Source organism: Streptomyces sp. NPDC002853 (genome assembly GCF_053591915.1).
Window position 1 is genome coordinate 34,657 of record NZ_JBSFUS010000017.1, and the last position, 19,886, is coordinate 54,542.

Below are 19,886 nucleotides of genomic sequence, written 5' to 3' on the forward strand. Positions count from 1 at the left end.
CCGGGTGCCCCAGCCGGGTGTCTCAGCCGGGTTCCCTAGTGGACGGTTCCACTGAGGTGGATCTTTCCGGTGTGGCCGCGGAGCTCGAAGTGGGGGCCGTCGGCGGCGTAGGTGACGGTGCCGGGAAGCAGTACGGGAGCCTTGAAGTCGACGCGTACGTGTGCCGTTTGCCGCGACTCGTGCTCCGCGAGGCAGCGGGCCGCGGTCCACATGCCGTGGGCGATGGCCCGGGGGAAGCCGAGCAGGCGTGCGGTGAAGGGGTACAGGTGGATGGGGTTGCGGTCGCCTGAGACGGCGCCGTAGCGGCGGCCGAGGTCGCGGGCGAGGGGCCACTCGGCGCGGGCGGGGAGCGGGGCGCTTTCGAGGGGGGCCTTGGCGGGGGCGCCGGTGTCGGTGCGGTGGCGGGCCAGGTAGGTGCTCCTCGACGTCCATACGGTGGTGCCGTCGACGCGGGCCTCGGTGACGAGGGTGGCTTCGGTGCCGCGGTGATGCGGCGTCAACCGGGCTGCGTGCACGGAGAGTTCGAGGGTGTCCGCGGTGGTCAGGGCGCGCTGCTGGTCGATCTCGATGGACGTGTGGACGAGCCCGAGCAGCGGGAGGGGGAAGGCGCGGGTGGTCATGAGTCGCATGGCCAGGGGGAAGCTGAGGACGTGGGGATAGGTGAGGGGGAGAGCGCGCTGTGGGGCGCGGTAGCCGCAGACCCGGGCGTAGGCGTCGAGGTGATCCTGGCGGGGGCGGACGCCGCCGAGGGTGGGCCGGTCGCCGGGGAGGGAAGCGTCGGGGCGGGGCCGCTTGAGGAGGGAGAGGGCCGCGCCGCGGAGGAGCAAGGGGGTGAGCCTGGAGGTGAGCACTGAGGTTCCTTTCGGGGGGCGGGGCTGGTTCGTCACATGTCCCCTCGGGCGTGCTGCCGACTGCGACCGGCGACGGCTGATCGATGGCGCTGCGGGGTGATCGGAGGCGTGGGCGGGAAGGATTGTTCGTCCGGGGGCGGACGCGGGGTGATCGGGCGGGCGGGTCGTGAAGGCCCGTCCCGGCAGGGAGCGCCGGGGGCCGCGAGGCCCCCGGCCCATACGAGGGCTACGCCCCGAGCAGACTCTGGCCGCAGACCCGCAGCACCTGCCCGTTGACGCCGGCGGACGCCGGGGAGGCGAGCCAGGCCGTGGTCTCGGCGACATCCACCGGCAGGCCCCCCTGCCCGAGGGAATTCATCCTGCGGCCCGCCTCGCGGATGAGGAGGGGGACCGCCGCCGTCATCTTCGTCTCGATGAAACCGGGCGCCACCGCGTTCACCGTCACCCCGTACTCCGCGAGAGCCTTCGGCGCCAGAGCCCGCACCAGGCCGATGACCCCCGCCTTGCTCGCGGCGTAGTTCGTCTGGCCGACGTTCCCCGCGATCCCCGCGATCGACGCCGTGGCGACGACGCTCCCGCCCCGGTTCAGCGTCCCGGACTTGAGCAACGCGTCCGTCGTGCGCAGCACGCTCGTCAGATTCACGTCCAGGACCGGATTCCACCGGTCCGCCGGCATGTTGGCCAGCTTGCGGTCCCTCGTGATCCCCGCGTTGTGCACGAGGATGTCCAGGCCGCCGGGGGCCAGCGCCGAGGCCATACGCTCCCCGGTGTCGTCCGCCGTGATGTCCAGCGGCAGCGCCGTGCCGCCGAGCCGGTCCGCGACCCGTACCAAGTCCGCCTGCGCGGAGGGAACATCGAGTACGACCACTCGCGCGCCGTCCCGCGCGAGCACCTCCGCCACCGCCTCGCCGATCCCCCGCGCCGCCCCGGTGACGAGCGCCGTGCGGCCGGACAGCGGGCGGGTCCAGTCGCACGGGGTCTGCTCCGCCTCCCCCACCTCGATCACCTGGCCGCTCACGTACGACGACCTCGGTGAGAGCAGGAAACGCAGCGTCGACTCCGCGGCGGCCGCCGAGCGCATGCGGACCAGCGTCGCCGTGCGGCCCTTGCCCAGCTCCTTGCCGAGGGAGCGTACGAAGCCCTCCAACGCCTGTTGTGCCGCCGCCTGGTGGTGGTCCGACGCCGAGACGGGGGCGCCGAGCACCACCACGCGGCCGTTCTCCGCCACCGAACGCACCACGGGATGCAGCGCCGCGTGCACGAGGGCGAGACCGGAGGTGTCGTGAATGCCCGTCGCGTCCACCACGATCGCCGTCAGGCGGGAGGAATCGGGGGAGATGTGTAGTTTCGTGCGCTCAAGGATCGGTGGCAACTCCGCCGTGTGGGTGGACTCGCCCGCCGTCAGGAGCAGCAAATCGCCCTCCAGATGCGGGCGTTCCGGCGTCCAGCGGCGCAACGCCGACGGCTGGGGCAGGCCGAGCCTTCGGGTGAGGAAGCGGCCGGGTGCGGTGCCAGTGAAGTTCAGATAGCGGTCGGCCATTGTCCAACTCCCAGCTCGGTCGTAAATTTACTTCAGAGTAAGGTTACTCAAGGGTCAGGAGCTGGTCGAGACATGAAACTGCCCACCACCCGCCGCGTGGCGGTCATCGGCGGCAGCCGCATCCCCTTCGCGCGCTCCGACGGCCCGTACGCGACCGCGTCCAATCAGGAGATGCTGACCGCCGCCGTCGACGGGCTCGTCGAGCGCCACGGGCTCGAGGGGGACGGCGCCGTGGGGGAGTTCGTCGCCGGCGCCGTGCTCAAGCACAGCCGCGACTTCAACCTCGCCCGCGAGACCGTTCTCGGCTCGCGGCTCGCGCCGACCACACCCGCGTACGACATCCAGCAGGCCTGCGGCACCGGCCTGCAAGCCGTCATCGCCGCCGCCAACAAGATCATGCTGGGGCAGACGGAGTCCGCCGTGGCGGGCGGCGCGGACACCGCAAGCGACGCCCCGCTCGGCGTCAACGACTCCCTGCGGAAGATCCTCCTGTCCGCGCGCCGGGCCAGGACGACAGGGGAGCGGGTCAAGGCCCTCGCCCGCGTGCGGCCCTCGCATCTCGTGCCCGACATCCCGCGCAACGCGGAGCCCCGCACCGGGCTTTCGATGGGTGAGCACGCGGCCGTCACCGCTCAGGCGTGGGGCGTCACGCGTGAGGCGCAGGACGAACTGGCCGCCACCAGCCATCAGCGGCTTGCCGCCGCGTACGACACGGGGCTCCTCGACGGGCTCGTCGTGCCGTTCAGGGGTCTTGAGCGGGACCAGAATCTGCGGCCAGGGTCGAGCGTCGAGAAGCTGGCGAAACTGAAGCCCGTGTTCGGGCTCTCGGGCGCCGACCCGACGATGACCGCGGGGAACTCGACGCCCTTGACCGATGGCGCCGCCGTCACGCTGCTCGCGAGCGAGGAGTGGGCCGGGGCGCGCGGACTCGAACCGCAGGCCTACCTCACCGCGTACGAGACCGCTGCGGTCGACTTCGTCGGGGGTGATGTCGCCGGGGGTGAGGACGGGCTCCTGATGGCGCCCGCGTATGCCGTGCCCCGGATGCTGGAGCGGGCGGGGCTCGGGCTCGCGGACTTCGACTTCGTCGAGATCCACGAGGCGTTCGCCTCGCAGGTGCTCGCCACACTGGCCGCGTGGGAGAAGCGGGGCCTCGGCGTCGTGGACCGGGACCGGCTCAACGTCGCCGGCTCCTCCCTTGCCACGGGGCATCCCTTCGCCGCCACGGGTGCGCGGATCGTCGCCACCCTGGCGAAGCTGCTCGCCGAGCGGGGCACTCCTGGGCGCGGGCTGATCTCGATCTGCGCGGCGGGCGGGCAGGGGGTGACGGCGATCCTGGAGCGCGACTGAAGCGAGCCCGCCATCGGCACCCCGCAACCCCCCTCCGGGGCATGCCCCCGCCCCTCCGGAACAAGCCGCCCCCCGGCCCCGGAACACGCCCCGCCCCGACAAGGAGTCGCCCCCATGCCCCCCGTCGCTCCCCAGCCCGCCCTCGTCGTACCCCACCTGCGACACCTCGACGGCGTCGTGCGTGAAGTCTCCGTGCCGCCGTTTGCCGCGGTCGCCCGCAGTGGGTCCCTTGCCGACATCCCCTTCGACAACGCCCGTGAGGCGCCCGCCGAAGCCGTGCTCTCCCGCAAAGGTGACGACGGACGGTGGCGGGACGTGTCCGCCGCGGAGTTCGCCGCGGAAGTCCTCGCCGTGGCCAAGGGGCTGATCGCGGAAGGGCTTGCGCCGGGGGACCGGCTCGCCATCATGGCGCGGACGACGTACGAGTGGACGCTGCTCGACTTCGCGGGCTGGGCGGCAGGGCTGGTCACCGTCCCCGTCTATCCGACCTCGTCCGCCTATCAGACGCGGTGGATACTCCAGGACTCCGGCGCCGTCGCCCTCGCCGTGGAGACCTCCGCGCTCGCCGCCTCGCTCGGGCCCGAGCGTGACCGGATGCCCGATCTGGAACACCTGTGGTCCTTCGAGAAAGGGGACGTACGGCGGCTCGCCGAGCTGGGCCGGCAGGCGGGGATCTCCGACGAGGAAGTGGGCGCCAGGCGGGAGGAGTTGAGGCCCGACTCCGTCGCCACGCTCATCTACACCTCCGGAACCACCGGGCGGCCCAAGGGCTGTGTCCTGACCCACGGCAACTTCTTCGCCGAGGTCGACAACGCCATCGAACTGCTCCACCCCGTCTTCAAGTCCGTCAGCAAGGAGCCCGCGTCCACGCTGCTCTTCCTGCCGCTCTCCCACGTCTTCGGACGCATGGTCGCCATCGGCTGTCTGCGCGCCCGGGTCCGGCTCGGGCACGCGCCCAGCATCCGGACCGAGGATCTGCTGGAGGATCTCAGCGGGTTCCGGCCCACCTTCCTGCTCGCCATTCCGTACGTCCTGGAGAAGGTCTTCAACACCGGGCGCGCCACCGCGGAGAAGATGGGCCGCGCCTCATCCTTCGACCGCGCGGCCCGCATCGCCGTCCGCCACGGCGAGGCGGTCGAGGCGCAGCGGCACGGCACGGGCCCCGAGCCGTCCTTCGGACTGCGGCTGGCCCGCGCGCTGTACGACCCGCTGGTCTACCGGCGTATCCGCGCGGCGCTCGGCGGCAAGGTGCGGTACGCGATCTGCGGCGGCTCACCGCTGGGGCGCCGCCTCGCCGCGTTCTACGCGGGCGCCGGCATCGAGATCTTCGAGGGCTACGGGCTGACCGAGACCACCGCCGCGGCCACCGTGACGCCCCCGCTGAAGCCGAGGCTCGGCACGGTGGGATGGCCGCTGCCGGGTACGCGTGTGCGGATCGCGGACGACGGTGAGGTGCTGCTCGCCGGGAGGCAGGTCTTCGGCGGGTACTGGGACGGGCAGGCGGGGCGTGCGGTGCCCGAGCGGGGCGAGTGGTTCGCGACGGGGGACATCGGTGCCCTGGACGCCGACGGATACCTCTCCATCACGGGGCGCAAGAAGGACATCCTCATCACCACCGGCGGCAAGAACGTCACCCCGGCCCCGCTCGAGGACTGGCTGCGCGCCCACCCCCTGATCGGCCAGTGCATGGTCGTCGGCGACGACAGGCCCTACATCACCGCCCTGCTCACGCTGGAGGCGGACGGCATCGCGCACTGGTGCCGCATGAAGAAGAAGGCGCACACGGGCCCCGGCCTCGTGGACGACCCCGATCTGCGCGAGACCCTGCAGCGGGCCGTCGACGAGGCCAACAAACTCGTGTCGCGCGCCGAGTCGATCCGGCGGTTCGCCGTGCTGCCGGTGGACTTCACCGAGGAGAGCGGCCATCTGACCCCGTCCCTGAAGCTGAAGCGGGACGCCATCGAGCGGGACTTCGCGCGGGAGATCGAGGGGCTCTACGGACCCGGTCGGTGACGCACGGTAGTGGTCGTCACTCGCTGTCACCTGGACGGGCGGGGCCGCTGCCCCGCGCTTAGGGTGATCGAGGGGCAGACCCAGGGAGGTTGCCGTGCGTGGAGCCGTGGCACTCGCCGGCGTGACAGCGCTGGCCGTCGTGGGGACAGGGGCCTGGCTGCCGGGCGCGGGCGCGGGCGCGGGCTCAGGCCCGGGTTCGAGTACGGGTACCGGCACGGGCACAGGCGCGGGATCGAGTGCCGGGCGTCCACTGTCCGAGGCCTCGTCCGAGCCCTCGCCCAACCTCTCCCGCTTCTACACGCAGAAGATCAAATGGGGCGCCTGCGAGGACGGCGGGGCGGGCCTCATGGCCGACCCCGACGCCACCCCGGTGGCCAAGGACAAGAACGTCCGGTGCGGCAAGATCACTGTCCCCCTCGACTACGCGAAGCCGGGGCGCGGCACGGTCAAGGTCGCCATGATCCGCGTCAAGTCCAGCGGCGAGCCCCGCGGCTCCCTCCTCCTGAACTTCGGGGGACCCGGCGGTGCCGGGGTCTCCGGGCTCCTCAACTCGCAGAAGGAGTTCGAGTATCTCGGCAAGGGATACGACGTGGTCTCCTTCGACCCCCGCGGTGTGGGCGAGAGTTCACCCGTCAGCTGCGGGGACGCCGAAGCGGCGGAGCCGGAGATGCAACAGGACTCCGACGACCCCGGTGCCGTACTCGACGAGATGCGCAAGATGGCCGAGGAGTGCAAGAAGAACTCCGGGCCCGTCCTCCCGTACGTCGGGACCGTCAACGTCTCCCGTGACATGGACGTCATGCGGCAGGTGCTCGGCGACAAGAAGCTCAACTACCTGGGCTTCTCGTACGGGACGCGGCTCGGCGCCGTATATACCGCCCAGTTCCCGAAGAACGTCGGGCGGATGGTCCTCGACGGCGTGGACACGCTGACCGAGGACGTCGCCGAGCAGGCCCTGGTGAGCGCGGAGGGGCGCCAGACGGCCCTCGACAACTTCGTCAACTGGTGCACCGACAACCCGGGTTGTGTCCTTGGGACCGACTCGCGTGCGGCACGCGGCAACATGGTCGAGCTGATCAAGGGGCTCGACACGTATCCGCTCCAGTCCTCGGACGGCGCGGAGTTCACCGGCCAGGACGTCGTGGACGTACTCGGCCAGGCGCTCTACAGCAGGCAGTCGTGGCCAGCGCTCTCGCAGGCGCTCGGCGCGTTGCTCGCGGACGGAGACCCCAGGGCGCTGCTGCGGATGAGCGGGTCCCTGGAGCAGCAGGTCAAGGCCCCGCACGACATACCCGCCGACAACATGGCCGCCGCGCTCATGGCGGTGAACTGCGCGGACGACCCGGACCGCCCGAACGCGGACAGCCTCGAAAAGGAGGTGGGCAAGCTCCAGGCGGAGTTCGAGTCGACCTCCGCGATCTTCGGTCAGTCGATGCTGATGCCGGTCCTGTTCTGCTTCGGCCGCCCCGCGGGAACGGACTACATCCGCGACGACGTACGCGACGTCAAGAGCCCCGACTTCCTCCTCGTCGGCACCCGGGGCGACCCGGCCACGCCGTACCGCTGGACCGAGGAGACCGCGAAGCGCCTCGGCTCCTCGGCGGTGGTCCTGGACAACAAGGGCGACGGACACACGGGGTACGCCGGTTCGAAGTGCGTGCGCGAGAAGGTGGACGGATTCCTGCTGTACGGCGAGATGCCGAGGACCGGCAGCTCGTGCGGGGTGGAGGAGGGGGACTAGGCCCAGGAAGGCAGTGGGCGAACCGCCGGCCCGCGGTTACCGTTCCCGCATGCGCCGACAAGCCGAACAAGATCCCCCCACCCCCGGTCCCATAACCCCGGACGACCTCGACCAGGCGGTCCAGCTCGCCCTCACCACCCTCCGCGACGCGCCCCCCACCGCCTGGGACGGCAAGGCGGGAACCCTGGAATGGGACTGCTGGGAGACGGTGGAGCACCTCGCCGACGATCTCTTCGCGTACGCGGCGCAGCTCGGCCCGAGGCAGCCGCCCATGGAGGGCGAGGTCCCCTTCGTCTGGGAGCCCCGCAGGCCCGGCGGCCCCTCCAACGCCATCCACGCGGACCGGGCCGCGGGCCCGGCAGGGCTGCTCCAGGTCCTGGAGTCGAGCGGCGCCCTGCTGATCGCCATGGCGCGTACGGCTCCGCCGACGACCCGCTCGTACCACGGCTTCGGGATCTCCGACCCGGAGGGCTTCGCGGCGATGGGGGTGGTGGAGACCCTGGTCCACACGTACGACCTGGCCGAGGGCCTGGGCCTGAAGTGGGCCCCGCCGGCCGACGTGTGCGCCCGAGTGCTCCACCGCCTGTTCCCGGACGCTCCGACGGACGAGGAGCCGTGGCCGACGCTGCTCTGGGCGACGGGGCGCGGCGAACTGCCGGGCCGCCCCCGGCTCACGTCCTGGCGTTGGTACGGAGCGCCTCGCGGCGAGGCACCGGATTCGGCTTGAGGGTGCCGTGCCCGACCGGACCGGACCCGACCCGACCGGACCCGACCCGACCCGACCGGACCGGACCGGACCGGGCACAGGATGTCGGGTCCGGCGGGGTGGTTCTTCCTAGCGTGAGGGTGTGAAAGGGAAGGAGTCCGGGGTGCTGGAGCGGTTGAACCAGGCCATGGAGCACATCGAGGCCCACCTCGACGGGCGGATCGACGTGGCCGACCTGGCGCGGACGGCCGTGACGTCGGAGTACCACTTCCGGCGCCTGTTCTCCGCGCTGGCGGGGATGCCGCTGTCGGAGTACATCCGGCGCCGACGGCTGACCGTCGCGGGGGCCGAGGTGCTCGACGGGGAGCGGACGCTCCTGGAGGTGGCCGTGCGCTACGGCTACTCGTCGGGCGAGGCGTTCGCGCGGGCGTTCCGCGGGATGCACGGGGTCGGGCCCGGTGAGGCCAGACGGGGCGGCGCGACGCTGCGGTCCCAGCCACGGATGTCCTTCCGCCTCATCGTCGAAGGGAGCAGCAGCATGCGGTACAAGGTCATCGAGAAGGACGCGTTCCGAGTCGTCGGCAGGAAGGCGCGCGTCCCGCTCGTGCACGAGGGCGTGAACCCGGACATCGCCGCGTTCATCCGGGGCCTCGGCCGGGAGACGCTGCAACGCATCGAGAGCCTGGCGGAGAAGCCGGAGAATCCGGATCAGGGGCCGGAGGGCGTCGTCTCGGTCAGCGACAAGCTGGACGAGAGCCGCGCCGAGGGGACCGAACTCGACTACTGGCACGGCGTGGTGCGGAGCACGGACAGCGCGGTGCCCGACGACATGGACGCCCTCACCGTCCCCGCCGGGTCCTGGGCCGTCTTCGAGAGCGCGGGGCCGTTCCCGCAGACGCTCCAGTACATGTGGCGGGACGTGTTCACCCAGTGGTTCCCGTCCAACTCGTACCAGAGCAGGCCGGGCCCCGAGATCCTGCGGACCCGCCTCTCGGACGACGGCACGCACGCGGACGCGGAGCTGTGGATTCCGGTGGAGCGGACGGCCAGGTGAGCGCAGTGGCGCGCGGTGGCTTCCCGAAGCCACCGCGCGCCGTCATCCCCTTGGGGCGGTCAGCAGTTCCCCCGCGCCGGCTTCCCCGCGAAGCGGTCCGCCAGCCAGTTGGCCGCCAGCGGCGACTGCGTGATCACCCCGGAGACGTGCTCGCCCAGCAGGACGGTGTGCCACTCCACGTTCGCGCCCCTGGCACACCAGTCCTTGCGCACCTGCTTGCCGACGCCGTACGGGATCAACTCGTCGGTGATCACGTGGTACTGGTACACCGGCGCGGCCGGAGCCCGCGTGCCGACCGTCGACTCGCGAAGGCGCTGCTGCCAGTCCGGCTGGTCGAGCGGGTTCTTCACCGTCATGTCGTCGATCTTCTTGAAGGCGCCGAGCACCGCACCGTCCGCCACGCAGCTGTTCCGCAGCGTGCCGATCAGCTTCTTGCCCGCCGGGTTGAGGTACGACGCCAGGTTCAGCTCGGGGAAGGCCGCGTCCTGGCCGATCGCTGCCATGAAGACCAGGCCCGAGCCGTACGAACCGTCGTTGAAGTCCGCCACCTTCATCAGGTCGCCCGGGATGCCACCGGCCGCCGTGCCCTTGACCTTCAGGTCGGGGGCGTACGACCCGTGCAGTTCGGCCGCCCAGCTCGCCGCCTGCCCGCCCTGTGAGTAGCCCATGACGCCCACCGGGGTGTCCTCGCCGAGCCCCGCCTCCGGCAGCCGGATCGCGGCGCGGGCGGCGTCGAGCATGGCGTGCCCCTCGGCCCTGCCGACCGTGTAGGTGTGGTCGCCGGGGGTGCCGAGACCCTCGTAGTCCGTGACGGCGACCGCCCAGCCGCGCAGCGTGAGTTGCTGGATGAGGTTGGCCTCAAGGGTCGTCCCGCGGGGGAATCCCGCGCTCGGCGCGCAGTGGTCGCCCATGCCGATCGTCCCGACGGCGTACGTGATGAGGGGGCGGGGCCCCTTCCTGCCGTCCTGCGGCACGATGACCGTGCCGGAGACGGTGTTCGGCTGGCCCTTCGCCGTCGTCGAGCGGTAGTTGATCTTCCAGGCCTTGGTGTGGGTCGGCTGCCCCGGCAGCGGGTGGAAGCTGCTCGGCGCGGAGCTGACGACGTCTCCCGGGGCGGTGGTGTCGGTCGGTGCGGTCGGCGCGGTCGGGACGGCCTGCGCGGTCGCCGGGGTGACGACCGAGAGACCGAGCGCGGCCACCACGGCCAGGGCTCTTGCGCTGCTTCTGGCGCTGGTACGAACGTGCATGCGGCTCTCCCAACAGTCCTCAATGGCTGGGGTGTGCAGGCGACGACCGTAGTGACTGGTGGGTAAGTCCGGCGCTGGCGGGAGCGCTCAGCTTTGTTGACCCCGGTTCTCATAGCGGTAGGCCCCCGGCGTCGTCCCCGTCCACCGCCGGAACGCGCGATGGAAGGCCGTGTCCTCGGAGAAGCCGAGCCGCGCGGCCAGCTCGGCGATGGGCTCCGTGCCCTCGGCAAGCCCGGCGATCGCCGCGTCACGCCGGACGGCGTCCTTCAACTGCTGGTACGAGGTGGACTCCTCGGCCAGGCGGCGGCGCAGCGTCGCGGGGCTCACCGCGAGGCGGGCGGCGATCTCGCCCAGGGACGGCAGCCGGGGCGAGGTGCGCAGTGCCCGGGCCAGGGCGCGCCGTACCTGTTCGGCGACCGTCGTCCCGTACTCGCGCCGCGAGAGGAGGTCGAACGGCGCGCGGTCCAGCATCCCCTGCAGCGCCGCCTCGTCCCGGATCAGCGGCGCGGCCAGCCAGCGCTCGTCGAACCCGGCACCCGTGCGCGCCGCGCCGAAGCGGACCGGGCAGCCGAAGAGGAGCCCGTACTCGTCCTTGTGCGGGGGAGGGGGGTGCCCGAACTCGGCCCAGTGGAGCGGGATGCGGCGTCCGATCAGCCAGCTGCACAGGCGGTGCCAGATGATGACGAGGCACTCGGCGAGGAAGTAGTCCCGTTCGAGGTCGTTGCGCACGGCGAAGACGGCGCTGCCCGTCTCGCGGCGCTCCAGCGTGAGATCGGGGCCGCCGGGGAACAGCCCGTAGAAGGTGACGCCCCGCTCCATCGCGGCGCCCAGGTCGCGGCAGCCGAGCGAGGCGTGGCACATCATCGCGAAGGTGCCGGGTCTGCTGGCCGCTGCGCCGAGGCCGAGGAACTCGTCGCCCGTGGCGCGGTACAGCTCCCGGAAGAGGCGGGCGAACTGGACCTCGGTGATGCGGGCCCGGTCGTCGCCGAGGAGCAGCGGGGGGATCTGGGCGGTGCGGAGCAGCGGGACGGTGTCGATTCCGTGGCGCTCGGCGCCGTGCAGCATGGCGCGGACGTGGGGGACGGTGATGGTCCGGCTGGGCATGGGGGTTCCTTCCCCCGTACCGGGCCTCCTCGAACTCCGGGGGTCAGACGCCGGCCAGACCCCCGAGCACCCCGAAGCCGACGGGCAGCAGGAAGGCGATGCGTCCGTACTCGGGCCGCCTCTTGTCCGCTCGGCGCAGGTAGGTCGCGAATCCGGCGGTGACGATGCCGAACGTCACCGCGTACAGCAGGGTGTCGGTGGTCGACATCCCGCTCCAGCCGTCGGAGAGCAGCGCGGTGAGCGTCATCGCGCCCCCGAACAGCGCGGCACCGGCCAGCGCGTCATCGCCGGTCAACACCAGCGGTGCCGTGCTGCCGTGCCGCTCCTTGCGCCAGACCTGGAAGACCAGGACGGTGATCAGGACGATCTCCACGGCGACGGCCAGCATGAACGAGGCCTTGAAAGTGGTCTCCATGGGCCATGTTCCCCCTTCTTGTTCATCGCGGCGCGATGGCCGACGCCGGTCGACACTGCCCTGGTCAGGGGCGGTTTGGCGTCAGGCTTGGTAAGGATGATGATGCCGGAGCCGCTGGGGCAACAAGCGTTTTGAGGATCTTCAGAGGGTATCCGCGCGTGGCGGTCTGAGCTCCGCGGCCAACTCCGCTGACGCTTCCCGTCATCCCCCGACGGCCCGCACTGTCCCTAGCGTCGTACGCATGCAGCCGACGGAGCGTCCCGAGACCCTGGCCGTCCTCACCGAGTGGGCGGCCGACCGCCATGGCAAGCTCCCGGCCCTCCGCTTCAAGTCCGGTGGCGGGACGTGGGAGGAGATCTCGTACGACCAACTACGCGCCCACGTAAGGAACGTCGGCACGCGACTCATGGCCATCGGGGTGCGTCCGGACGACCGCGTGGCGATCCTCGCCGAGACCCGCCCCGAGTGGACGTACGCCCACTTCGCCGTTCTCGCGGCGGGCGCGGTGGTCGTTCCCGTCTACCCGACGGCGGGTGACGACGAGGTCGAATGGGTCGTCAAGGACTCCGACGCCTCGGTGGTGATCTGTGAGAACGCCGCGCAGGCGACGAAGATCGAGCGCCTGCGGCCGGGGCTGCCGGGTGTGCGGCATGTGCTGCTGATGACGGAGGGAGAGCAGGGAGAGGAGGGAGAGGAGGGAAGCGGGAGGACGGAGAGAAGCCGCGCCCCGGAAGAGGCGCACGAGGCACTACTGGAACGCGCCAGAGAACGAGCCCCCGCCGACCTCGCCACCATCATCTACACCTCCGGTACCACCGGCCTGCCCAAGGGCTGCCTCCTCACCCACGGCAATCTCGGCGCCGTACAGTCCGCCACCCTCCCCCTGATCGAGGCGGGTCCCGGCGACTCGACGTACCTCTACCTCCCGCTCGCCCATCTCCTCGCCCAGCTCATCGAGTTCACGACCCTCATCCAGGGCGGCGAACTCTGCTTCTTCGGCGGGAGGATCGAGAACGTCGTCGCCGAGCTCGCGGAGGCCAAGCCCACGCATCTGCCGTCCGTGCCACGCCTGTTCGAGAAGCTGTACTCGGTGGTGCTGTCCCTCGCGGAGTCCCAGGACGGGGGCCGCGAGCGGTTCGAGGAGGCGATACGGATCGGGGTCCTCGCGGCGGACGGCGTCCTGCCGCCCGATCTCCGGGACGCGTACGAGGAAGCCGACAAGGCCCTCTACGGGCTGGTCCGGCAGGCGCTCGGAGGGCGCGTGCGGTGGGCGCTGACCGGCGGCGCGCCCATCGCACCGCACGTCGTCGACTTCCTGCGGGCCTGCGGGATCGCGGTCTACGAGGGGTACGGCATGACGGAGTCGGCCGGTGTCATCAGCCTGAACCATCCCGGCGCGGTCCGGTACGGCACGGTGGGACGCCCCGTCGAGGGCTGCGAGGTCCGTATCGCCGACGACGGAGAGGTCCTTGCCCGGGGCGAGATGGTCTTCCCCGGCTACCACGGGAACCCGGCGGCCACGCGCGACGCCGTGGACGACGAAGGCTGGCTGCGCACCGGCGACCTGGGCGCCCTGGACGCCGACGGCTACCTCAGCATCACCGGCCGCAAGAAGGACCTGATCATCACCTCCGGCGGCAAGAACCTCACCCCGTCCCTCAGCGAACTGGCCGTACAGCAATCGCGTTTCGTCTCGCGCGCGGTGATGGTGGGGGACAAGCGCCCCTACCCGGTGGCCCTGATCACGCTGGACGCGGAGGAGATCGGCGGCTGGGCGGCCCGCGAAGGTGTGGAGCTGACCGGTCCTCCTTCCCGGGACCCGAACGTCCGCGCCCTCGTCCAGAAGGTGGTGGACGCGGCCAACGCGACGGTCTCCCGCCCGGCCCGCATCCGCGATTTCGCCCTGCTGGACGAGGACTTCACGGTGGAAGCGGGCCTGCTCACGCCAAGCCTGAAGGTACGCAGGCACGCGGTGACGGAGCGGTACGCGGGGGTGGTGGAGGAGCTCTACGGGAGGGGCGGGGCAAGGCCGTCCGAGGCGCCGCCCGAGCCTGCGGCGGCTATGAAACCCCCGTCGGAGCCTGCGGCTATGAACCCCCCGCCAGCCGCAGCAGCGCCGTAGTCGCCGCCGCGCCGATCACGACCACGGCGAAGGGAGCCTTGCGCCAGGCGAGCACGCCGCCCGCCAGTACGCCGATGGGCCGCGCCCACCCGGCGAAGCCGTGCCCCTCGGTGAGCGCACCGGTGGCGAGCAGCGCGACGAGCAGGACCGTCGCACCGACGGCCAGCAACTCCTGTACGCGAGCCGGCAGTTCGACCCGCCCGTGCAGCAGGGGGCCCGCGAGGCGGAAGGCGTACGTGCCGGCGGCGAGGACGAGGACGCAGGCGAGGTAGGCGTTCATGAGGCGCTCCGCTCGGAGGGGCGGGAAGGACGTGCGGGGCGCCCCGGTCCGCGCCGCGCCGCGAGGAGGCCAAGGAGGGCGAGGAGCACCGGCACCCCGGCGGGCAGCCATGGAGCGGCGGCCACCGCGATCACCGCACCGGCGGCCGCCGCCCGCCGCGTCATGCTGTCGCCGCGCAGCGCGGGCAGCACCAGGGCGAGCAGCACCGCGGGGAACGCGGCGTCGAGTCCAAAGCGGGTGGTGTCACCCAGTGCGGCTCCGGCGAGTGCGCCCCCGAGGACACTGACGTTCCACACGGCGAACAGGCCGAGCCCGGATATCCAGAAGGCCGCCTTGCGTCGCTTCTGGTCGGGCTGTGCCAGGACGAAGGCCGCCGTCTCGTCGGTGATCAGGTGTGCGCCGAGGAACCGCGCGGCCCAGGACCGCCCCAGGCTGTCGGCGACGGCCAGGCTGAACGCCGCCGTGCGGGAGTTGAGCAGCAGGCCGGTCGCGGCGGCGGCCACCGGGCCGCCGCCCGCCGCGAGGATGCCGACCGCGCTGAACTGCGCGGAGCCCGCGTACACGAGCAGTGACATCAGGACCGGCACCCAGACCGGCAGGCCGCCCGCGACGGCGATCGCGCCGAACGAGACGCCGACGACGGCGTCGGCCAGCCAGACGAGGGCGATGTCGCGCACGACGCCGCGGGGGAGGTGGGAGAGGCGTACGAAACCGTCGTTCGTTCGGTCAAGTGGATCGTCTGTTCGGTGTGGCGAACGCATACGTCGTAGGATGGGCACGGTGGGCCGCGTTCGTCAAGGCGAACAATCGGTCCGCTACAGCGAACGAGGTGCAGATTCTGAGGCCCAGAGGGGCTCGATGGGCTCAGAGGGGCTCAAAGGCGAGGGAGCGGTACGGCATGACTGACGGCAAGGGCGGCGGCACCGCCCGGTCCCGGCTGCCCCGTGAGTGGGTCGCGGCCGCGCTGCGCCGGGAGCGGGTCAAGGCGGGTCTCTCCCTCTCCGAGCTGGCCAAGCGCGCGGGCGTCGCGAAGTCGACGCTGTCCCAGCTGGAGGCGGCCACGGGAAACCCCGGCATCGAGACGCTGTGGGCCCTGGCGGTGGCGCTCGGCGTGCCGTTCAGCGTGCTGGTGGAGTCGCCCGCGCCGGAGGTGACGGTGATCAGGGCCGGGCAGGGCCCGACGATGCACGCCGAGCGCGCGTCATACGCGGGGACGTTGCTGTCGGCGGGACCCGCCGGTGTGCGGCGCGACATCTACCACGGGGCGATGGAGCCGGGTTCCGCACGGGAGTCCGACCCGCACATTCCCGGCTCGGTGGAGCACCTGGTGGTCAGCACGGGACGCCTGCTCGCCGGCCCACGAGACGAGACGGTGGAACTGTCCGCCGGCGACTACATGTCATACCGGGGAGACGTCCCCCACCTGTACGAGGCACTGGCCCCGGGGACGACATTCGTCCTGATCATGCAACACACGTAGAGCGAGCGCCCCAAAGGGCCGCGAGGAACGGCGCGACCAGCCACGACGACGCGGCAGCCGAGAAGCCGGGCTGAGCTAGGCACACGCCGAAGGGGGGCCGGGCGAAGCTAGGCACGAGCCGAGAAGCGGGGGCCGAGCTACGTACCCTTCCGAGGCCTAGAGGCCAGCAACTGCTCGCGCAGCGCCGTAAGTTGATGCGAGGTCTCCACCGCCAGGCCCTCGTCAAGCGTCGTCAGCGCCAGCAGCAACGCATCCGCCACCACCAGCGCGGTCAGCGCCTCCGTAGTGATCCCGGTAGGCGTATGCGGCGCCGTCAGGACCGCGTCCACCCGCGCCCCGTACAGCTCCGCCAGTTCGTCCGTGACCAGCACGACCCGCGCCCCCACCGCCCGCGCCCGCTCGATCAGCACCGTCAGCTCGGTCAGCGCACGCCCCGGCTGGAAGATCACCACGGCGTCGCCCTGCCGCACGGCGAGCAGGCGGTCGGCGAGGGCGAAGCCCGTGTCCCCGAAGTAGCGGGCCCGGCGGCCGATCCTGCCGAGCGCCAACGCCAGGTGCCGCGCGGCGAGTTCGGACGCCGCGATGCCGTAGCAGTGGATCTCCGGGGCTTCGGCGAGGAAGCCCACGGCGTCCCGCAGCGCCTCGCCCGGCGTCAGGCGCCGCGCGTGCTCGATGCGCTCCTGGGCCTCGTCGAAGACATCGCCCCAGATGTCGTCCAGGTCCCGCCCCACATGCGCGATGCGCTGCTGCAGGCGCACCTCGGGCGGCACCGCCGACGTGAAGTCCGACGCCAGTTCCCGCTTGAGCGCGGGCAGGCCCGCGTACCCGAGGCGCTGCATGGCGCGGACCACCGTCGCGTTGCTGGTCCCGCTCGCCGCGCCCAGCTCCTGCGCGCTCGCGAAGAGCAGCGACTCGGCGGGAGCGCTGACCACGTACTGCGCGACGGCCCGCTCGGACGTGGAGAGGGTCTCCCACTGGTCGCGCACGGCCGCCCGCAGCCGCGCGAGCCCCGCGCCGGAGCCCGGCTGATCCTCTGAAATTTCCATTACAGCTATTGACTCTCGTGTGATGGCCGTTACTCTCCTGGGCAACGCATTCCAAAGGGAGAGCATCTCGTAACCAACGTTACAGCAGCTCTCCGTCGCGAGGAGAACAATGGCACTGCCCCTCATCGAGATATCCGGCACCCCGGTCGGCCGCGGCCGCCAGTACGGCGAGGCCGTCCGCCCGCAGCTGCACGCCGCCCTCGCCTATTACGAGGAGGCGTTCGGCCAGTCGTCCGGCCTGACCTGGGACCAGGTCACCGCCCGCGCGGCCCGCTGGCTGGAGCCGGTCCGCGACTACGCGCCCCACCTCCTGGAGGAGATGCGCGGGATCGCCGAGGGCGCCGGAGTGGACCTCCCCGACATCCTCGCCCTCAACGCCCGCGGTGAGGTCATCTACGACCGCTCGTTCGCCGACATGGCCAAGGAGAGTACGGCCAAGGAGAGTACGGCCAAGGAGAGCGAGGAACCCGCCGAGGGCTGCACCAGCTTCGCCGCCTACGGAGAGGCCAGCGGCGACGGCCACGTGTGGGCCGGGCAGAACTGGGACTGGCGGGCCGGAGTCGCCGACACCGTCGTCATGCTGCGCATCGTCCAGCCACCGCACCCGACCCTGATCATGCAGGTCGAGGCGGGCCAGATCGGGCGCCAGGGCGCCAACTCGGCGGGCATCGCCCTCAACGCGAACGGCCTCGGCGGCCGCTTCAGCGACGCGATCGGCCTCCCCCAGACCGTCGTACGCCGCAGTGTCCTGGACCAGCACACCATCACCGACGCCCTCGACGTGCTCTGCCGCACCCGCGCGCACATCGCGTCCAACGCCCTGCTGACCTGCCGAGAGGGCTTCGCCGTCGACCTGGAGACCACCCCGGCGGGGCACGGCTGGATGTATCCCACCGACGGACTCCTCGTGCACGGCAACCACTACCAGGCAGGCGTCCCCGCCGCGATCGCCGCGCACTACCGCCCCATGTCATCCGATTCGCTGGTCCGCGTCCCCCGCGCCGAACAGGGCCTCGGCGCCCTGCGCTCCTCCACCGGCGCAGACGAGTCCCGCAAGATCATCAAGCAGGCCATGTCCGACCACCTCGGCCACCCCGAGTCGCTCTGCACCCACCCCGACCCGCGCAAGCCCGAGGTCAAGCACTGGTCCACGCTCGTCTCCTCCTGCGTCGACCTGACGAGCGGCGACTACCACGTCACCGCCGGCACCCCCTGCGACCGCGATTACCAGCACATGCCCTGGAACCTCTACGACGGCCCGTACGGAGACAACAGATGACGACGACCAGGACCATCCCGAGGCGTCCGCTGGTCGCGGGCCTCGCCACCGCCACGCTCCTCGCCGTCGCCGGCTGCAGCGGCGCCGACACGTCCGCCACCGGAGGAAAGCCCGCCGACGCGGCCGAGCTGAAGCTGAGCGCGACGACCGCCGACGCCGAAGGACCGCTGGACAAGGCGGACTGGCTCCTCGAGGACGAGCCGGACTCGCTCGACCTCGACACCCAGGGCACGAGCGCGGGCCGCGTCGTCCTCACGAACGTCTGCGAGCGGCTCTATCAACTGCAGCCCGACATGACGACGAAGCCCTTCCTCGCCGAGAAGGCCCGTACGCCCGACGACAAGACGCTCGTCCTGAGCCTGCGGGACGGCGTCACCTTCCACGACGGCTCGAAGCTGACCGCCGAGGACGTGCTCTGGTCGCTGAAGCGGCACGCCGACCCGGACATGGAGCAGGCCGACGAGTTCGGCAACGTCAAGTCCATGAAGAAGACCGGCGACCGCGAGATCACCATCCGCTTCAAGTCCCCCGACGCGCTCTTCACGAAGGCACTCGCGGGCGACGCGGGCGTCGTCTGGAACAAGGAGCAAGTGAGCGACGCGGGCGAGGACTTCGGTACGCCGGGGCAGGGCGACGCGTGCAGCGGCCCGTACGAGCTCAAGAGCTGGAAGTCCGGCGACTCGATCACCATCGGGGCGTACGACGGCTACTGGGGCACGAAGCCGCTCACCCGCCAGGTCACCTTCCGCTGGGCCTCCGACAGCGCGCTGGTCAACGCCCTGAAGACCGGCGCCGCCGACGGGACGTACGCCGAATCCCCGAACACCGCCTCCGCCCTGCGCACCAGCAAGGGCCTCGACCAGCACTACGGCCCCTCCACGGCGTCCCTCGTGCTCATCCCCACGGCCCGCGGCGGCCTGAAGGACCCGCAGATCCGGCGGGCCCTGTCCCTCGCGATCGACCGAGCGGGCATCGCGAGGTCCGGGTACGGCGGCCTCGTCCAGCCATGGGCCACCCCGGTCGGCTCCGGCGCCTGGGGATACGAGAAGCCCGCGTTCGAGGCCGCGCAGAAGAAGCTGGCAGCCGCGGCCCCCGCCACCCCGACCGCCGACGACCTCGCCGAGGCCAAGGAGCTGGTGAAGGAGGCGGGCGCACCGACCGATCCCATCGTGATCGGCACGGACAGCAGCCAGGGACGGACGGTCGTCGCGAACGCCGTGCGTTCCGCGCTCCAGCGCATCGGGCTCAAGGGTCAGATCAAGACCGTGCCGACGGCCCAGTTCGAGGAGTTCTACAGCGATCCGTCCGCACGGGCCGACATCGACGTCCTTGTCGGCGACTGGTACATCTCCAAGGCCGACCCCATGGGCTTCTACGACAACGGCCTCTCCGACTCGTCCAACAACTGGGTCGGCTTCAAGGACGCGACGTACGACAAGAAGGTCCGGCAGGCGCTGAGCACCCTGGACGACGCCAAGCGGGCCGAGCTCGCGATCGACGTACAGAAGCGGTTCGTGGACGCGGGGGTCTGGATCTCCGTCGCGCAGGTCCCGACGGCCCTCGTCGTCAGCGACAAGCTGACGGGCCCGCCCGCCTCACAGGCCTACCTCTACTACCCGTGGGCCGCCGAACTCGGCCTGAAGAAGGGCTAGGTGAGA

The 19,886-nt window shown here is 71.5% G+C and carries 17 protein-coding genes; 9 read left to right on the top strand and 8 right to left on the bottom strand.

The genetic code is table 11. The features are described 5' to 3' along the window. Positions 1-35: 35 nt before the first annotated feature. Positions 36-851: a MaoC/PaaZ C-terminal domain-containing protein gene (locus ACWD02_RS37680; protein WP_451219753.1), complete on the bottom strand. Its 816-nt coding sequence runs from the start codon at positions 849-851 to the stop codon at positions 36-38. A gap of 226 nt (positions 852-1,077) precedes the next feature. After that, complete coding sequence (locus tag ACWD02_RS37685) at positions 1,078-2,391, bottom strand: 3-oxoacyl-ACP reductase (protein WP_451219756.1); 1,314 nt, start codon at positions 2,389-2,391, stop codon at positions 1,078-1,080. 72 nt (positions 2,392-2,463) lie between these two features. On the opposite strand from ACWD02_RS37685, the gene ACWD02_RS37690 reads away from it, so the two are divergent. The 5 genes from ACWD02_RS37690 to ACWD02_RS37710 all read left to right on the top strand — a co-directional run bounded on the left by ACWD02_RS37690 (position 2,464) and on the right by ACWD02_RS37710 (position 9,255). Further along, positions 2,464-3,741 carry an acetyl-CoA C-acetyltransferase gene (locus ACWD02_RS37690; RefSeq protein ID WP_451219758.1) on the top strand — a complete coding sequence of 426 codons (1,278 nt, stop codon included), beginning with the start codon at positions 2,464-2,466 and terminating at the stop codon, positions 3,739-3,741. A 114-nt stretch (positions 3,742-3,855) separates the two neighbouring features. Next, a complete protein-coding gene (locus ACWD02_RS37695) occupies positions 3,856-5,754 on the top strand; it encodes an AMP-dependent synthetase/ligase (protein WP_451219761.1) in 1,899 nt (632 codons plus the stop codon). 94 nt (positions 5,755-5,848) lie between these two features. Continuing rightward, complete coding sequence (locus ACWD02_RS37700; RefSeq protein WP_451219764.1) at positions 5,849-7,495, top strand: alpha/beta hydrolase; 1,647 nt, start codon at positions 5,849-5,851, stop codon at positions 7,493-7,495. Positions 7,496-7,544: 49 nt separating this feature from the next. Beyond that, positions 7,545-8,222, top strand: a complete 678-nt coding sequence (locus ACWD02_RS37705; RefSeq protein ID WP_451219767.1) for a maleylpyruvate isomerase N-terminal domain-containing protein — start codon at positions 7,545-7,547, stop codon at positions 8,220-8,222. A 142-nt stretch (positions 8,223-8,364) separates the two neighbouring features. Further along, complete coding sequence (locus tag ACWD02_RS37710) at positions 8,365-9,255, top strand: AraC family transcriptional regulator (RefSeq protein ID WP_451220019.1); 891 nt, start codon at positions 8,365-8,367, stop codon at positions 9,253-9,255. Between the two features lie 59 nt (positions 9,256-9,314). On the opposite strand, the gene ACWD02_RS37715 is transcribed toward ACWD02_RS37710, so the two are convergent. The 3 genes from ACWD02_RS37715 to ACWD02_RS37725 all read right to left on the bottom strand — a co-directional run bounded on the left by ACWD02_RS37715 (position 9,315) and on the right by ACWD02_RS37725 (position 12,021). Then, on the bottom strand, positions 9,315-10,502 hold the full coding sequence (locus ACWD02_RS37715) for a lipase family protein (RefSeq protein WP_451219770.1): 1,188 nt from the start codon (positions 10,500-10,502) through the stop codon (positions 9,315-9,317). Between the two features lie 87 nt (positions 10,503-10,589). Continuing rightward, positions 10,590-11,606: an AraC family transcriptional regulator gene (locus ACWD02_RS37720; protein WP_451219773.1), complete on the bottom strand. Its 1,017-nt coding sequence runs from the start codon at positions 11,604-11,606 to the stop codon at positions 10,590-10,592. Positions 11,607-11,649: 43 nt separating this feature from the next. Next, the gene (locus ACWD02_RS37725) at positions 11,650-12,021 is read right to left on the bottom strand and encodes a hypothetical protein (RefSeq protein WP_451219776.1); all 372 of its coding nucleotides are present in this window, start codon (positions 12,019-12,021) and stop codon (positions 11,650-11,652) included. A gap of 241 nt (positions 12,022-12,262) precedes the next feature. Here ACWD02_RS37725 and ACWD02_RS37730 point away from each other — a divergent pair, with 241 nt between their 5' ends. Beyond that, positions 12,263-14,143, top strand: coding sequence for an AMP-dependent synthetase/ligase (locus ACWD02_RS37730; protein ID WP_451219779.1), 1,881 nt, complete (start codon positions 12,263-12,265; stop codon positions 14,141-14,143). Here the strand turns inward: ACWD02_RS37730 and ACWD02_RS37735 are convergent. Beyond that, on the bottom strand, positions 14,109-14,423 hold the full coding sequence (locus ACWD02_RS37735; RefSeq protein WP_451219782.1) for an AzlD domain-containing protein: 315 nt from the start codon (positions 14,421-14,423) through the stop codon (positions 14,109-14,111). The two genes, ACWD02_RS37730 and ACWD02_RS37735, sit on opposite strands and share 35 nt — an antisense overlap. Beyond that, entirely contained in the window at positions 14,420-15,184 is a 765-nt protein-coding gene (locus ACWD02_RS37740; RefSeq protein ID WP_451219784.1) for an AzlC family ABC transporter permease, read from the bottom strand. The genes ACWD02_RS37735 and ACWD02_RS37740 overlap by 4 nt, the downstream gene beginning before the upstream one ends. 137 nt (positions 15,185-15,321) lie before the next feature. Here ACWD02_RS37740 and ACWD02_RS37745 point away from each other — a divergent pair, with 137 nt between their 5' ends. Further along, the gene (locus ACWD02_RS37745) at positions 15,322-15,903 is read left to right on the top strand and encodes a helix-turn-helix domain-containing protein (protein ID WP_451219787.1); all 582 of its coding nucleotides are present in this window, start codon (positions 15,322-15,324) and stop codon (positions 15,901-15,903) included. 137 nt (positions 15,904-16,040) lie between these two features. On the opposite strand, the gene ACWD02_RS37750 is transcribed toward ACWD02_RS37745, so the two are convergent. After that, positions 16,041-16,949: a MurR/RpiR family transcriptional regulator gene (locus ACWD02_RS37750; RefSeq protein WP_451219790.1), complete on the bottom strand. Its 909-nt coding sequence runs from the start codon at positions 16,947-16,949 to the stop codon at positions 16,041-16,043. A 109-nt stretch (positions 16,950-17,058) separates the two neighbouring features. On the opposite strand from ACWD02_RS37750, the gene ACWD02_RS37755 reads away from it, so the two are divergent. Together ACWD02_RS37755 and ACWD02_RS37760 are read left to right on the top strand one after the other, a co-directional pair. After that, positions 17,059-18,228 carry a C45 family autoproteolytic acyltransferase/hydolase gene (locus ACWD02_RS37755; protein WP_451219793.1) on the top strand — a complete coding sequence of 390 codons (1,170 nt, stop codon included), beginning with the start codon at positions 17,059-17,061 and terminating at the stop codon, positions 18,226-18,228. Beyond that, the gene (locus ACWD02_RS37760) at positions 18,225-19,880 is read left to right on the top strand and encodes an ABC transporter substrate-binding protein (protein WP_451219796.1); all 1,656 of its coding nucleotides are present in this window, start codon (positions 18,225-18,227) and stop codon (positions 19,878-19,880) included. The genes ACWD02_RS37755 and ACWD02_RS37760 overlap by 4 nt, the downstream gene beginning before the upstream one ends. The last annotated feature ends 6 nt before the right edge of the window (positions 19,881-19,886 follow it).

Excerpts from the sequence above, each read along its gene's own strand:
- ACWD02_RS37685 (WP_451219756.1), bottom strand. The coding sequence starts at position 2,391 with ATGGCCGACCGCTATCTGAACTTCACTGGCACCGCACCCGGCCGCTTC.
- ACWD02_RS37690 (WP_451219758.1), top strand. The coding sequence starts at position 2,464 with ATGAAACTGCCCACCACCCGCCGCGTGGCGGTCATCGGCGGCAGCCGC.
- ACWD02_RS37695 (WP_451219761.1), top strand. The coding sequence starts at position 3,856 with ATGCCCCCCGTCGCTCCCCAGCCCGCCCTCGTCGTACCCCACCTGCGA.
- ACWD02_RS37705 (WP_451219767.1), top strand. The coding sequence starts at position 7,545 with ATGCGCCGACAAGCCGAACAAGATCCCCCCACCCCCGGTCCCATAACC.
- ACWD02_RS37715 (WP_451219770.1), bottom strand. The coding sequence starts at position 10,502 with ATGCACGTTCGTACCAGCGCCAGAAGCAGCGCAAGAGCCCTGGCCGTG.
- ACWD02_RS37720 (WP_451219773.1), bottom strand. The coding sequence starts at position 11,606 with ATGCCCAGCCGGACCATCACCGTCCCCCACGTCCGCGCCATGCTGCAC.
- ACWD02_RS37725 (WP_451219776.1), bottom strand. The coding sequence starts at position 12,021 with ATGGAGACCACTTTCAAGGCCTCGTTCATGCTGGCCGTCGCCGTGGAG.
- ACWD02_RS37730 (WP_451219779.1), top strand. The coding sequence starts at position 12,263 with ATGCAGCCGACGGAGCGTCCCGAGACCCTGGCCGTCCTCACCGAGTGG.
- ACWD02_RS37735 (WP_451219782.1), bottom strand. The coding sequence starts at position 14,423 with ATGAACGCCTACCTCGCCTGCGTCCTCGTCCTCGCCGCCGGCACGTAC.
- ACWD02_RS37740 (WP_451219784.1), bottom strand. The coding sequence starts at position 15,184 with ATGCGTTCGCCACACCGAACAGACGATCCACTTGACCGAACGAACGAC.
- ACWD02_RS37745 (WP_451219787.1), top strand. The coding sequence starts at position 15,322 with ATGACTGACGGCAAGGGCGGCGGCACCGCCCGGTCCCGGCTGCCCCGT.
- ACWD02_RS37750 (WP_451219790.1), bottom strand. The coding sequence starts at position 16,949 with ATGGAAATTTCAGAGGATCAGCCGGGCTCCGGCGCGGGGCTCGCGCGG.
- ACWD02_RS37755 (WP_451219793.1), top strand. The coding sequence starts at position 17,059 with ATGGCACTGCCCCTCATCGAGATATCCGGCACCCCGGTCGGCCGCGGC.
- ACWD02_RS37760 (WP_451219796.1), top strand. The coding sequence starts at position 18,225 with ATGACGACGACCAGGACCATCCCGAGGCGTCCGCTGGTCGCGGGCCTC.